The 14503-nt window shown below is 71.2% G+C and carries 10 protein-coding genes and 1 pseudogene; 4 read left to right on the top strand and 7 right to left on the bottom strand.

Annotated elements, in window-relative coordinates; all coding sequences use genetic code 11:
• Positions 1–5: 5 nt before the first annotated feature.
• The 3 genes from pdhA to WD794_06800 all read right to left on the bottom strand — a co-directional run bounded on the left by pdhA (position 6) and on the right by WD794_06800 (position 2663).
• Complete coding sequence (gene pdhA, locus WD794_06810) at positions 6–1118, bottom strand: pyruvate dehydrogenase (acetyl-transferring) E1 component subunit alpha (protein ID MEX2290020.1); 1113 nt, start codon at positions 1116–1118, stop codon at positions 6–8.
• Positions 1119–1280: 162 nt separating this feature from the next.
• The gene (locus tag WD794_06805) at positions 1281–2228 is read right to left on the bottom strand and encodes a hypothetical protein (protein MEX2290019.1); all 948 of its coding nucleotides are present in this window, start codon (positions 2226–2228) and stop codon (positions 1281–1283) included.
• A gap of 123 nt (positions 2229–2351) precedes the next feature.
• Positions 2352–2663, bottom strand: coding sequence for an EthD family reductase (locus WD794_06800; protein MEX2290018.1), 312 nt, complete (start codon positions 2661–2663; stop codon positions 2352–2354).
• Between the two features lie 66 nt (positions 2664–2729).
• Here WD794_06800 and WD794_06795 point away from each other — a divergent pair, with 66 nt between their 5' ends.
• The 3 genes and pseudogenes from WD794_06795 (at position 2730) to WD794_06785 (ending at position 5109) form a co-directional block, all read left to right on the top strand.
• Entirely contained in the window at positions 2730–3986 is a 1257-nt protein-coding gene (locus WD794_06795; GenBank protein ID MEX2290017.1) for a YibE/F family protein, read from the top strand.
• A gap of 602 nt (positions 3987–4588) precedes the next feature.
• Positions 4589–4777, top strand: a pseudogene (locus tag WD794_06790) (type II toxin-antitoxin system Phd/YefM family antitoxin).
• A gap of 233 nt (positions 4778–5010) precedes the next feature.
• A complete protein-coding gene (locus tag WD794_06785) occupies positions 5011–5109 on the top strand; it encodes a type II toxin-antitoxin system RelE/ParE family toxin (protein MEX2290016.1) in 99 nt (32 codons plus the stop codon).
• Between the two features lie 185 nt (positions 5110–5294).
• Here the strand turns inward: WD794_06785 and WD794_06780 are convergent, their stop codons facing one another.
• From WD794_06780 to WD794_06765, 4 genes are all read right to left on the bottom strand, one after another.
• Positions 5295–7598, bottom strand: coding sequence for a DUF6351 family protein (locus WD794_06780; protein MEX2290015.1), 2304 nt, complete (start codon positions 7596–7598; stop codon positions 5295–5297).
• 336 nt (positions 7599–7934) lie between these two features.
• A complete protein-coding gene (gene dnaB, locus WD794_06775; GenBank protein ID MEX2290014.1) occupies positions 7935–11441 on the bottom strand; it encodes a replicative DNA helicase in 3507 nt (1168 codons plus the stop codon).
• Between the two features lie 314 nt (positions 11442–11755).
• Positions 11756–12241: a hypothetical protein gene (locus tag WD794_06770; GenBank protein MEX2290013.1), complete on the bottom strand. Its 486-nt coding sequence runs from the start codon at positions 12239–12241 to the stop codon at positions 11756–11758.
• Complete coding sequence (locus WD794_06765; GenBank protein ID MEX2290012.1) at positions 12238–13563, bottom strand: molybdopterin-dependent oxidoreductase; 1326 nt, start codon at positions 13561–13563, stop codon at positions 12238–12240. Before WD794_06765 ends, WD794_06770 begins: the two co-directional genes overlap by 4 nt.
• 190 nt (positions 13564–13753) lie before the next feature.
• Between WD794_06765 and WD794_06760 the strand changes: the two genes are divergently transcribed.
• On the top strand, positions 13754–14461 hold the full coding sequence (locus WD794_06760) for a hypothetical protein (protein MEX2290011.1): 708 nt from the start codon (positions 13754–13756) through the stop codon (positions 14459–14461).
• The last annotated feature ends 42 nt before the right edge of the window (positions 14462–14503 follow it).

The following is a 14503-nucleotide window of genomic DNA, read 5'->3' as shown; positions in this document are numbered from 1 at the left end:
CGCCATCAGCGCTCGCCCTCCGCAAACCCGGACAGGTAGGCACGGAAGGTCTCCCGCTGCTCCTCGAGCAGCGGGGTCGTCTCCACGTAGACGTCGTCGAAGATCGACAGCGGCTCCGGGTCGGGCATCTCCAGGCACCCCTTGCGGATGCGTGCCGCCAGCGCGTCGGCGTCGCTGTCCAGCTGCGCGAAGAAGGCGCTGTCGACCAGCTGGGACTTGTAGAGGAAGGACTTCATCCGCTCCAGCGGGTCCTTGAGTTTCCAGGCCTCGAGGTCGCTGGCCAGCCGGTAGCGCGTCGGGTCGTCCGAGGTGGTGTGCGCCCCCATCCGGTAGGTGAACGCCTCGACCAGCGTCGGGCCCTGCCCGCTGCGCGCGGCGTCCAACGCCTTGCGCGTCACGGCGTACGACGCCAGAACGTCGTTGCCATCGACCCGGACGCCGGGGAAGCCGAAGCCCTCCGCGCGCTTGTAGAGCGGGATGCGGCTCTGGCTGGTCGTCGGGGTGGAGATGCCCCACTGGTTGTTCTGGCAGAAGAACACGACCGGGGCGTTGTAGACGCTGGCCCAGACGAAGGCTTCGTTGACGTCACCCTGGCTGCTGGCGCCGTCGCCGAAGTAGGCGATGGCGGCCTCGCCGTCGGCACCGCCGACCGCGCCGTCCTTGGTGATGCCCATGGCGTAGCCGGTCGCGTGCAGCGTCTGGCTGCCGATCACGATCGAGTAGAGGTTGAAGCGCTTCTCCTGCGGGTCCCAGCCGCCGTTGCTCGCGCCACGGAAGAGCCCGAGCAGGGTCAGCGGATCGACCCCCTTGCACCAGGCGACGCCGTGCTCGCGGTAGGTCGGGAAGGCGAAGTCCCTGGGGCGCATCGCCCGGCCCGAGCCGACCTGGGCGGCCTCCTGGCCGAGCAGGGCAGCCCAGAGTCCGAGCTCTCCCTGGCGCTGCAGGGCGGTGGCCTCGACGTCGATGCGCCGGACGAGGACCAGGTCCCGGTAGAGATGGCGGTATTCCTCGTCGGTGAGGTCGACGTCGTAGTCGGGATGGTGCACCCGCTCCCCCTCGGGAGTGAGCAGCTGCACCAGCTCGGCGCCCGCGGTGGTGCTCGTCGCGGCAACGCTCACCGGCGTGACCGCATCGGGCAGGTTCGACGGCAGGTCGGTCAGGGCCACAGCTCTCCTCGTCGCGCTCGTGCGCCGTCTCGGGGTGACCGGACGGGGCGGGACCAGCCGCTCGCGGGGTGGGCGTGCGGCGGTGCCGGGTGGTGCACGGGCAGTCTGACAGGTTCAGCGGCTCTTGGCGGACCTGCCGGTCGTCGCCGGCTGCTGCGCCTTGCCGGCCTTCTGCGGCTTCGACGCCGGCTGGGTCCTGGCGGACTTCTCGGCTCGGCCCGGCTTCTCGGGCTTCCCGGTGGTGCGGGCCTTCGTGGTGGTGCGGGCCTTCGTGGTGGTGCGGGCCTTCGTGGACTTCCGGGCCTTGGGGGTCTGCCCGGTCGCGGACCGCTCGAGGGCCTTGGCCTGCTTGTGGACCTTGGCCCGCTTGTGGACCTTGACGGCCTTCGCCTTCGCCGGCTGGTTCGGACCGGCGGTGTGCGCCCCTGTGGTCTGCGCCTCTGTGCCGCGCACGGCCGCAGCCACGTCGAAGTCCGCATCCCCGTCCGACGGCGGAGCGGCCGGACCGACGCGCAGCGCAGCGACGGGCGCCTGCTCGGTCGACCCGAGCAGAGAACTCTCCACCGGCTCCACGACCTCGACCGGGACATCTGGAGCAGCGTCGGCAGCCGTGCCGGTGTCGCGGGCCGCGACAGCGCGCAGATCACGAACCTGCCCTGTCGCCTCGGGCGGTGCAAGTGGCCGGCTGCCCGGCGTCAGAGCCGGTAGCACGGTCAGCAGCCGGGGAGACAGCAGTGGCAACTGCAACTGCAACTGCAACTGCGGCTGGGGCTGGGGCTGGCGCTGCCCGACCGCCACATCGGTCGTCCCGGTCGTACGGCCCGTGGCGCCGCCGGAGCGACCGGCATCACGCGGCGCCGTGCCGAGGGCACCCGGAGGCAGCAGAACGACGGGCTGGTCCGAGGGTGCCGCAAAGGGCGGGAGCGGCATGAAGGTCGCGTCCGGGCGGACCACCCCGGCCGTACCGGTGAGGACGACGAAGGCGGTGGCGGCCGAGGTGAGGGCCACCAGCGCTCCGGTGGCAGCCACGAGAACGGCGCGCGGCGTCCCGACGACCCTCACCCGTGCCCGTTGCTCCACGTCCGTCCCCGTCCCACGCTGCCCGTCGGCTGCCTCCGAGTATGACACAGTCTGTGGTCATCCGGCTACCCAACGTGCATGGCCTCTTACGTGGCGCCCTGGTCGCTAGTCCAGGCTGCTGATCAACATGGTGACCGTGGAGCCGGTACGCGCGGCGATGTCCATCGCGTCGGCAGCCGTCCTGCGGCCCTGCTCCGAAGCGAGGGAATCACCCATCGTCTCGGCGTCGGCGTAGTACAGCTCGGCGATCCGGTGGTAGGGCGCCGGGCTGTTGTCGGGCGTGGCCACGACCACCGACGTCTCGGCGCGCAGCAGGTCGGGCAGCGCGGCGGCCAGGGGCAGGTGGACCGAGGTGTAGTGGGCGTCGAACTCGTCGACCTGGGCGGGTGGGGTGTACAGGACAGTCAACTTTATCACCGCCCGGAGGCTACGCCTGCTCGGGCGTCGGCAAGGATCAGGCACCACCACGAACGGAGGAGACACGTGCACAGCCACGGTGCGCAGGCGCACGACACCGCACCGGAGGCCGGCAGTGCAGCCGCTCTGGCTCGCCGGCGGCTGCGCCGGTTGCTGGCAGCGGTGCTCGTCCCACTGATGGTGCTGACCGCCGTCGCGCTCGTCGTCCTGCTGCCGCGCGGTGCCGAGGTCGATCGGTTCCCGGCGGGGCTCGGGCCGCAGACAGACCTGGTTCGGGCCGAGTTGCTCACGCGGGAGGTGGTGCCGTGTCCGGAGCGCACGCCCGCCGACGGGCAGGACGAGCTCGTCCCCGTCGTTCCCCCGTCGGACGACATCCCGGGCGTCGGTCAGACCGAATGCATCGCCGCCACGGTCCGGCTGCTGTCCGGCCCGGACGAGGGCGACTCCTTCGTCCTCGACTCCCTCTCCACCCCCGTGACGCCGTTCCCGGAAACGGGGCGTGTTCTGCTGTCGTACGAGCCGACCGCCGCGCCGGGTGAGCAGTACGCCTTCGCGGACGTCGAGCGGCGCCGGCCGCTGCTGCTGCTCGCCGCGCTGTTCGCGGTCGCCGTCGTCGCGCTCGGACGGTGGACCGGCCTGCGGGCGCTGTTCGGCCTCGGCCTGAGCCTGCTGGTGCTGACCACCTTCGTGCTGCCGGCGCTGCTGGCCGGCTCGAATGCGCTGCTCGTCGCTCTCGTCGGCTCCGCAGCCGTCATGTTCGTCGTGCTCTACCTGGCGCACGGCGTCCGCGTTCAGACCTCGATCGCGGTGCTGGGCACCCTGGCAAGCCTGCTGCTCACCGTCGTGCTGGCCGAGGTGTTCGTACGCGCGAGCGCCCTGACCGGCCTCGGGTCGGACGAGACGAGTCTGATCAGTGCAACGGTCGGGACGGTCGACCTGCGCGGACTGCTGCTCGCCGGCATCGTCATCGGCTCACTGGGCGTCCTCGACGACGTGACGGTCACCCAGTCCTCCGCGGTCTGGGAGTTGCACCTGGCCAACCCGGCGGCCAGCGCCCGTGACCTCTACCGCTCCGGCATCAGGATCGGCCGCGACCACATCGCGTCGACGGTCAACACACTCGTGCTCGCCTACGTCGGGGCATCGCTGCCGCTGCTGGTCGTCTACAGCCTGGCCGGCTCCAGCGTGCAGGACGTGCTGACCAGCGAGGTCGTCGCCCAGGAGGTGGTCCGCACGCTGGTCGGCTCGATCGGCCTGGTCGCGGCCGTCCCACTGACCACGGCGCTCGCCGCGCTGACGGTCCGGGTCGACCGGGTGCGCTGACAGGGCGCTGTTCCGGACCGGCCGACTCGCGGTCGGCTCGAGGGCCCACGGACGCCCCCTCCGTACGGAAAGGCACCGGGCGCCACGTCACTCAGCTCAGCAGGGCAGCTGACGTCGGGATCCGTGGTCATGGACGCGGATGCCGCTCCGGGGACATGTGTCCTGTCGGGCGGTGTACACGACAGGTCAACAATCGGGAAAAGTTGACCTGCGGTGTACACCGCGATGCGCGGCACATGCCGACGCGACTGCCCACGCCCCTGCGCAGCCCGACCCACCGCAGCCGCAGCCCACCTACCGCAACCGCTTGCGCCGCGGTGCGGCGCGTCGATCCAAGGGCGATCGCGGGCGGGACTGTCGCCCGACCGAGCGAATCGTCCAACGACCCGCTGTCCGCCCGCAGCCACGAGCGCGTGGTGCGGTCACAGATCAGGACGAGGTTGTCCGACTTGCTGTGGACATCAGCGAACACCCCACGGACGAGCGAAGAGGCCTTGGCTGCAAGGACGGCAACGAGGAACACGCCCGATGGGCCTCTTCCTCCTTACCGCTGACCTCTTCGCGGGATTGCGCGCCAGTGCGCGCGATTGCATGGTTCGTACATGAGCGAGATGACGGTCAGCGAAGCACGGACCCGCCTGGCTGACGCGATCGACCGAGCCCGTACCTCGCACGAGCCTGTCGTGCTCACCCGGCGGGGTCGGCGCGTAGCTGTCCTCGTCGACGTCGACGACCATGCACGCCTGTCTGACCTCGCCGAGGACGTGCTGGACCGGGTAGAGCTCGAGGCGGCCCGCAGGGATGACGACTACGTTCCCTGGGAGCAGGTCAAGGCCGATCTCCGACTGGCGTGGACCGCGCCGGGGAGCAACTATCGGGTGCAGCTCGCCCGACGAACGATCAAGACCATCGAGGCGCTGCCACGCAGGGAGCAGCAACGCGTGCGGGCCGCCATCGACCCCCTTGGCCAGACGTCTCGCCCGCCCGGCCGGGTGGCGATGTCAGGAGAACCAGCACCTTTCGCGTGCGCGTCGGGGACTACCGCATCGTGTACGAAGTGCACGACGAGGTCCTGCTCGTGCAAGGCGTCCGCGTGGGCCACCGCCGCGAGGTGTACCGATGAGAGCGGTTGTAGCGAACAGCTTTGGCGCGCGTTCGTCGCGATGCGGGCAGAGGGGACCCCGAACTCCCCTGCACCTGCGGTAGCTCCCGCAGCGCCCTGGCGACCCGCACCTTCTCGGGCCGCGCAGCCGGCCATCAGCCGGATCGCTCATCTCCCTCAGCAGCGCTTCACGGGCGATCTCCGCGTCACCGGCCGCGGCGCCGGGCGGCGCCTGCGCCCAGCAGCATGGCGACGGCCAGTAGGGGCACTGCGGTCAGCAGACCGGTGGCGGGCAGCCGCTGGGCGGTCGGCGAGCCTGCGGTGCCGCCGGCCGCGCCGGACTTCCCGCCGAAGGCTGTCGACACCGGCGCGGCGGGCAGCGGGGTCCCCCCGGGCCCACTGGCCAGACTCAGCCACGCCGCTCCCGCGACCGGCTTCCGGAAGCCCACGCTCGGCTTGGAGAAGTCACAGACGCCAGCCGGGAAAGCCGCCTGGAGCCGGGACCACTGCTCGTCGGTGAACGTGACGGAGTAGTCGTCCCGGCGCAGCGGCTCGAGCTGGCACTTCAGCACGTCGCCGGACAGCGGCATCCCCGCCACCTGTCGCGGCAGGATGTTGTCGGTGTAGGCGGTCTCGCAGGCGGCACCGCTGTCGACAGGTTCCCCAGCCGTGAAGCACTGGTCGCTCACGTCCGCCGGCTTGTTGCGCACGACCTTGACCTCGAGCGGGTCCGCGCTGGTGTCGGCCTCTATCGCGGCCAGCCAGCGGTCCATCGCCTCGAACGACCGTGTCGCCGTGAAGACCGGGGCACCGAACGCCCCGGCGTTGGTCTCCGTCCAGTACGCCTGACTGTCGTGGTTGCCGACGGACCGCACCATGCGGGCCCGGAGGATGTCTCGGTGGACGTTGCTGTGGAAGTCGTAGGTGTCGTCGGATCGAGCGTCGATCGACGGCACCTTGGCCAGGTTCTCGCCGTAGGTGAGCTGGCCGGTCCGGTACATGTGGGTGATTCCGGCCACGTCGCCGGCGGTCCGCTCCGCCTGGTGCTCGAAGTCGATGTCGAAGCCACCGATCTTCTCGTTCAGGTCGACGAACTGCTCCGCCAGGATCACTCCGTCGTCGAGCGCCTTGCGGCCCCATTCCAGCCCGACATGGTCGTTGACGCCGTTGCCGAACCCGTCCGGCCGGTGGCCGAGAGCGTTGGCGTTGTAGTCCTGGAGGGTGCACCGCACGCCCCCCGGGTTGGTTTCCCGTTCGTAGACCGCCTCGGCGTCCAGGCCACAGCCGGTGCTGGGATCCCACGTCGCCGCCGCGAAGGCATACCCCGCCTCGGCGCAGATGGCCGAGCTGGCGGCGCCGCCCAGCACGGCAGCCCGCTGCTGCTCGACTGCCCACAGGTGAGGGGAGACGGTGTTGAAGTAGCGGTTGAACAGCGGGCAGTCGAACTTGTCCAGCAGAGCCGGCGTCCACGCGTCGGCGAAGGTGCAGGTCGGCAGGATCCCATCGAGCAGGCCCGGGTAGTTCTCCGCGATGGTGTTCTGCGCCTCGGAGCCGCCGGAGCACCCGGAGCCGATCGTGTAACGGATCTCGCCGTAGCGCTCCACCAGGCGCTCCTTGACCATCATGACCGACTCGGCGGCGACCACGTGGTTGCACACGTTGCCGAAGACGTTGGCGGAGGAGACCGCGACAGCAAAGCCGCGGGACAGCATCATGTCGTCGAGCGGGCTGACCGCGGCGCCCTGGGTGTGCCCCGGGTTGCAGGCGGCGCCGAACTTGAACCCCAGCTTGCCGTTCCAGCCCGGCTGCGGCGCCCACGGCTCGAACGGCTTGCTCGGGTCGAAGAGCACGGCGATGTCATAGATGCCGCGGTCCAGGGTGCCCCGCTCGTCCCGGACGATGTAGGGCACGGTGACTCCGGTGTCCGTGGTCGTCGTCGCCACCCGAGCCGCCGGCGGCGGGTCGTCCGGGTCGTAGCTGGTGAACCGGCCGGTGACGGTGTCCTTGTACGTGAAGGTGTAGGTCGTGTTCCCGTTGCACTGGGCGTCCTGCGGCTCACCCAGGCCGGCTGCCTGCGTGGTGCACACCCACGGCTGGATCTGGGGACCGGAGAAGACCGGCCCGCCCCGCGGGTGGTTCGTCAGGGGGAGGCGGGCGCCCCTTCCTCCGGCCCGCGCGGCGACGACGGTCGTGCCGAGTTCGAGCCCTTCGACGCGGCCGTAGAACCGGCCGTCGGGACGCCGGGCGAACGAGGCGGTCACGTCCCGTCCAGCGAGGTCGACGCGAACCTCCTCAGGCTTCACCCCAGCCGGCAGCTTCACCTCGAGCAGCGCGTCTCCCGCCGTGAGCAAGTCCGGCCGGTTGGACAGCGACACGATCGACAGCTGACCGGGTGCAGCGTCCGCTGCCGCAACAGCGGCACCGGAGCCCAGCGCCACGGTGCCTCCTGTCAGCATCAGGACGGCAACCGCGGCAGGTAGGTACCGGCTGCGGAAGGGGACGCGGGGCATGGGTCTTCTCCTGACGACGAACCGATCACGGTGACGGTGACGGGACACCTTTTCGCCCTGAAAGTGAGGGTTCCTGCCCGGCGGAGCGGACGGACTGCCCGCAACGTGCTGGGAGCAGCGCGCCGGCCGCCCTGGGCGCGGCAGTCCCCTCAGCGCGGCAGTCCCCTCAGCGCGGCAGGACCGACTGGCGCGGCGACCAGCTGCGGCTGACCGCCTGCGGCACCACTACCACCGGCGCCTGGGTGTGCGCGCCGATACGGCGCCGTCCGCGCCGTGCGCCGACGGGCAACCCGACGATCCGGCGCAGGACGGCCCTGCGTCGCCGGCTCCTGCTCATCAGCCCGGGTTCATGTCGACGAAGCGGCTGTAGTGGCCCTGGAAGGCGACGGTGATCGTCGCGGTCGGGCCGTTGCGGTGCTTGGCCACGATGAAGTCGGCCTCACCGGCACGCGGGCTCTCCTTCTCGTAGGCGTCCTCGCGGTGCAGCAGGATCACCATGTCGGCGTCCTGCTCGATGGAGTTGTGCACGGCTACGCCGTCGGCGACGAAGTTGTGGGTGCCGAGGACGGTCGCGTCGAAGACCTGCTGCTCGCCCAGCGGCTCGATCGCGACGACCTCCTCCCAGAGCACGTCGTTGGTCGCCTCGAGGTCGAGGTCGGCGGAGCCCAGTGCACCGGCGACCCCCGCCAGGTGCACCGATCCGGCGGCGACCGGCTGGCGCGCCGACAGCGCACTGCGCACCCGCTGCCAGACGTGGCTGGGGACGGTGTCGAGGGCGGCGCGGGCCGGCGCCGGCTTCGGTGGCTCGGGGAAGACGGCCACAGCGACCTCGACGACAAAGCGCATGCGGTCGGCGGTCTCCGCCACGACGAGCCGGTCACGCGCCGGGGGCATCCGCGTCGAGATACCGAACCGGAGCAGGAGCCTGGCGACGTCGTCGAGCAGCTCGGCGTCGGCGTACAGCGTGGGCAGCTCGACTCCACCCAGCGAACCGCGCAGCTGCCACAAGGAGCGCAGGAACAGCCGGATCTGCCGTTTCGGCAGGTGCGCCACGGTCTCCGCGGCGGCCCGGCTCTGCTCGCCGAGCGCCGCGGTGCGCCGGGCGTGCTCGACCACCTGCTCGTCGGACCAGGCGGCCTCCAGCTCCGGTGCAGGAAGGTGCCGCGGCACCGCCACCCGACTCCCGGTGGACAGGTCGGCCAGTGGGCGCCACCCGTCGTAGGTCAGGAAGGGGTGGTTGGCCGTCGCCGTCACCTGCTTGCCCGAGGCCAGCCGCAGGCGGAAGACCGGCTTGCGGCCGGTGGAGAAGACATGGGTGAGATGCCGCCGCACGTAGCGCAGCGAGTCGTCCAGGCTCCACACCGGCACGTCGCGCGCGCCGGAGCGGAACAGCTCGCCGAGCGTGACCTCGCCGCCGGTGTCGGCGCGCAGGACCCGCGTCGAGGCCGGCAGGCAGCCGGACTCACGCAGGTCGGCGATCTGCGGCTTCTTGTCGGTGCGCTGCTCGGCGCCGCGGTTCAGCTGGCTCATCGCGATGACCGGGATCTCGAGCTCCTTGGCCAGCAGCTTCAACGAACGTGACAGCTCGGAGACCTCCTGCTGCCGGCTCTCGGCCTTCTTGTTGCCGGTCATCAGCTGGAGGTAGTCGATGACCACGAGCTTCAGGTCGTTGCGCTGCCGCAGCCGCCGGGCCTTCGACCGGATCTCCATCATGGTGAGGTTCGGCGAGTCGTCGATGTAGAGCGGTGCCTCGGCGACCTCGCCCATCCGGCGGGCCAGCCGCGCCCAGTCGTCGTCGGTCATCGTGCCCGAGCGCATGTGGTGCAGCGGGACGCGCGCCTCGGCCGACAGCAGGCGCATGGTGATCTCGGTCTTGCTCATCTCGAGTGAGAAGATCGCGCTGGGCAGGCCGTGCTTCACCGATGCGGCTCGCGCGATGTCGAGGCCCATCGTGGAGTTATGTGTGGGAACCATCCCGCGGGTCGCCAAGTAGAGGTGGTCGGCGCTGTCGACCTCCACGCAGCGGACCGGCACCGACGGCACGGGGGTCACGGAGGTGATCCACCGCCGGCCCGTGCGCGCCGCGGTCACACGAGAGCGCTCCTTGTGCAGCAGGTGCTTTCGCTCGAGCCGGAACACCGGCTCATCGGTGGTCCAGTTCAACGTGAAGCAGATCGAGGAGGCTTCGGTGCGGCCTCGCACCCGCTTGCGGGTCATGGTGCAGCGGTGGCCGAGGCTGAGGACGAGTTCCTGGACGTCCCGCGCCAGCCTTTCGTGGGTGACCGCGAACTGCAGGTTGCCGGTGGAGGTGACGGTGCCGTCAGTGTCCATCAGCCCGGCGAGCACGTCGCGCCGCTGCGCCTCGCAAGCCCGCAGATAGGGAGTCGGCACGTGCTTGTTGTTGAGCACGCCGAGCTGACGCAGCAACGCCTGCGCTGTGCCGTGGTGAGCGTGGCACTCGGCGCAGCGTGCGAGGCCGGAGGACGCTCCTCCGCAGTCGGGGCAACTCGCCGATCCCCCGAAGCCCTTGGCGCGGCCTCCGCAGGACCGCCCGCAGGTGATGACCTGAGATGTCCGCGGCAAGAAAACGGCGCCGCACACGACGCACTCTCGTTCCTTCACCGGCTCCACCGGCAGCGCCAAGCCGTACAGCATCGTGCCGCTCTGCTTGGTGACCACCAGGCCCTCCGCCTCGAGGTGCATGACAATCTCGGGGTCGTTGGTGGTCACCCGCGCCTCCGCCGCGTGCCCGTCGCCGAGCCAGACGCCCAGGGCGTACGGCGGCAGCGGCAGCTCGGCCTCCGGCAGCTGCAGCGGGGCAGCGTTCGTGACCGAGTGGTTGGCGCGGGCGTCGGCTGTCGCGCAGCGCACCGTCTCCGCGATCTGCGCGGTGGTACGCACCGCTGCCGCAGCGTTGCGGCCGCGCCGGGAGGCCCGGGTGTGCGTCAGCCACTGGTGCTCGGCGTCGGCCACCACCCGGGTGCCGTCGGAGAAGACGACCTCGAAGCACGGCCGGTCGTGCATGACCTCGGTGGCGCCGGTCACCCGCGTCGGGCGCCCGTCAGCGCCGAGAAGCAGGTCGCCGACCCGGACCTGGCCCATGGTCGTCCAGCCGGTGGGAGTCGGCAGCGGGGTATCCAGGGCGAGCGCCTTGCCGAGCCCCGGCCGGCCGGCGATGACGATCAGCTGACCGGGGTGCAGGCCGTTGGTCAGCCCATCGAGGTCGGCGAAGCCGGTGGGGACGCCGGACATCGACCCACCGCGGCTGCCGATGGCCTCCAGCTCGTCCATCGTCGGCTGCATCAACTCCTCGAGCAGCGTGTAGTCCTCCGAGGACCGCCGCTCGGTGACGTCGTAGATCGACTGCTGCGCGCGGTCCACGACGTCGTCGACGCCACCCGCTCCGGCCGCGCCGTAGCCCAGCTGGACGATGCGCGTGCCGGCCTCGACGAGCCGCCGCAGGACGGCCTGCTCGGCGACGATCCGCGCGTAGAAACCGGCGTTGGCCGCGGTCGGCACGCTCGACAGCAGCGTGTGCAGGTAGGGCGCGCCGCCCACCCGGCCGATCTCGCCGAGCCGGGTCAGCTCCGCAGAGACGGTGATCGGGTCGGCCGGCTCACCCTTGCCGTAGAGGTCGACGACCACATCGAAGATCATCTGGTGGGCCGGCCGGTAGAAGTCGGTGGCCCGCACGACCTCGACGACGTCGGCGATGGCGTCCTTGCTGAGCAGCATCCCGCCCAGCACGGACTGCTCGGCGGCGATGTCCTGCGGCGGGGTGCGCTCGAACTCCTGCGCCGGCCGCCCGGCCTGCGAGGGCAGCTCCACGACCCGCTCCGACACCCGCTCGCCTCCCTCTGCACGCGGCGCGCCTCGCCGTCGCCGCAAGTTCTACCGGGGACGACTGACGGAAAAAGAGCTCTCCGGCGTGTTGCCGCGGCCGGCTGTGGAGGGTGCTGGGGAAGGGGTGTGGGTGAGTCGGCCTGTCGCTGTGGAGGGCTGGGGACGAAGCTGTGGACAACCTCGAGATCCGGGGCGGCGCGCCGCGCGCCACCTGCCCACAGCTGTGTGCACCGCCTGTGGACAGAGAAAGTGGACAGCGAACGTCGCCGGGGCCGGTCCCCCGTCAGCAGCGAACGTCGTCGGGCCGGCTCCCGTCAGCGGCGACCGGCCCGCAGCACCGCCAGCGCGTACGCCGTGGCCGACAGCACGAGCAGCGCCGCGGTCACCCCGGCCCACCGCTCGAGGTAGGGGTCCGGCGACAGTCCGGACTTGACGGCGAAGGTCGGTGCGGCGCGCTGCAGGATCAGCGGCGCCCACACCACCAGCAGCAGGGCGGACAGCAGCGCCGGCACCCGGACGTAGTTCAGCGCCCGGACCCCGCGCACCCGGACCCGGTGCAGCGGCTGGAGTCCCCGGTCGGCCAGCGCCAGCGCCGGCCCGAGCAGCAGGTCCCAGACCACAGCGGCACCGACCAACCAGATCGTGATGCGCACCAGCACCGGCAGGTCGTCCAGCAGCCGGCCCACGGTGTAGGCCGTGAGTGCGAAGCAGCCGAGCAGGACCAGCAGGTGCCACGGCGCCGCGCCGTACGCCCGGGTGAACCCCCGATGCACGCGGGCCGCCGCCGGCTTCCCGCTCATGCGCCCGACCCGAACGTCAGGCGCTCGACCCACTTGGTGTTCCGTACGCCGGGAGCCGCCGGGATGATCATCCGGGCGGGGAAGCCGTGGTCGAGGGACAGGTCGACGCCGTTGACCTGCAGCGCCAGCAGCGTCTTGTCGGCGCGGATCTGCTTACCGGTCAGCGACATGGTGGAGAACGCACCGCCCCGCTGCAGCGACTCGACGAACACGGCGTCGGCGTCCGCCCCGTCGACGAGCGCGGCGAGGTCACGCAGGCGCACCCCCGTCCAGGACTGCGAGGTCGACCAGCCCTCGACGCAGGCGATCGGCAGCTCCTCGGTGTGCAGCGGCATGGCCTGCAGGTCCTCGCGCCGCAGCACGACCTCGCGCCCGGTCGGGCCGGTCAGCCGCAGTCGCCAGGCCGCTCCGGTCTGGGCCGGATCCACGCCGATCTCGGCGAACGTCGTGTTGATCTGGAAGTCGTTGGGGCCGGAGCCCTGTCGCTGCCCGCGTGGAGACAGCAGCGCGGTGCGGCGCAGCGGATCCACCGACTGGCCGAGCGACAGGCCCAGCAGCACCAGCGCCGAGCCGCCGACGAGGGCCAGCGCGCCACGCCGCGACATGGTCGGCGGCGCGGGGTCCGGCGAGACCAGCCCGACCAGGTCGCGCGGCTCCGGAACGGTCGCGTCGGCCGAAATGCGGAGCTCCTGCCGGAACGACCGGCTGCGCAACGCGGACACCATCGTCGGCAGCTTGAGCGCCACGTGCGCCCCGAAGGCGGCGATGAACACCCACGCCGCGTAGAAGTGGCCGGTGTAGAAGCTGAAGCCCCAGGCGTAGTCGTACTGGATGTTCATGACGCCGGTGATCATCAGGAACAGGATGCTGCCGACGATGAGCAGGATGCTGACCCGTTCCAGCGCCTGCGCGGCCGACGTCACCGGCGGCCACTGGAACAGCTTCGGCGCGACCGACCAGAGCTTGGCCAGCACCACCGGCACCAGGGCGATGCCGAGCAGCACGTGCGTGCCCTGGGTCAGCCGGTAGAGCCAGCTGGGTGAGGTGAACCAGTCGAACCAGATGTAGCGGGCGAGCAGCTCGGCCTGCGGTGTCTGGTCGTTGCTGCCGCCGAGGCGGGGGTCGTAGGCCGCGTACGACAGCAGCCCGGTCACGATCATCACGAGCAGGCCGACGAGCAGGACCAGCGCCAGCACCGAGGTGAGCCACGGGCCGCGCAGCGGGCTGCGCCACACACGCGGATCGAACGGGCCACCGGGCCCGGAGCGCAGCAGGCCCGAGCGGTCACCGGCCGGCTCGGCAATCTCGGGGGAAACGGTCATGCAAGCAGTATCCGTTCGGGCGGCGGCTGTCCCGGGAGGTTCGGCGCCCGGTCCGCAGCGGTTCGCGTGCCGCCTGTGCTCGGCGTCACGGCGGGCGAAACCGGCTTGCCGGCAACAGCGATGAACCGGGCGGCTTCCCGGCACGAACCTCCGCCAGATCGTTCACCCCCGACCCGAGAGGACACCCCTCGTGCTCAGCCTCAAGAAGAAGTCCGCCGTCCTGGCCCTGTCCACCAGTCTCGCCCTCGTCCTCGCCGCCTGCGGGAGCGACGGCGGGAGCGACGGCGGGAGCACCGGCACCGGCAGCGAAGCCCAGCAGTCGGTCAGCAAGGAGCCGGTCGCCCAGATCGACCAGCTGAGCGGCCAGCAGACGGCCGTCACCCTCGACGCCGGCTTCGTCGAGGGCATCACCGGCCTGGGCCTGGCGCCCGGTGTCGTCGGTGACGCCACCTTCGACGGCACCGCCGGCAAGGTGGCCTTCCCCATCACCGGCGGCAACGTGACCTACTACGACCCCGCCTCCGGCGTCGAGCCCTACGTCCAGGGCCGGATCGAGCACTTCCAGAGTGGCATGACGCTGAGCAAGGGCGACACGACCGTCACGCTCCGGAACTTCGTGGTCGACCCCGGTGAGAGCATGCTGTTCGGCAAGGTCCTGGTGAACGGCCAGCCGTTCCCGGAGAGCGGGGACGAGGTGCCGCTGTTCTTCCTGGACGGCAGCACGCTCAAGCCGCTCGCCGAGGGCTCCGCGCCCAACACCGCGGTGCTCGAGGGCACCACGGTCAGCCTCACCAAGACCGCGGCCGACGCGCTGAACATGGTCTTCGAGACCGACGCGCTCGCCGAGTTCTTCAAGGTCGGCATCGCCGAGATCACCGTCGACGTGCCGCAGAGCTAGTCCGACGAACGACCACCGGAGGGCCGGGCAGCACTGCTGCCC

This window comes from Mycobacteriales bacterium (genome assembly GCA_040902655.1).
GTDB lineage: Bacteria > Actinomycetota > Actinomycetes > Mycobacteriales > SCTD01 > SCTD01.
The sequence above is the reverse complement of the archived record's forward strand: the minus strand, read 5'-3'. Positions and strand labels throughout refer to the sequence as shown.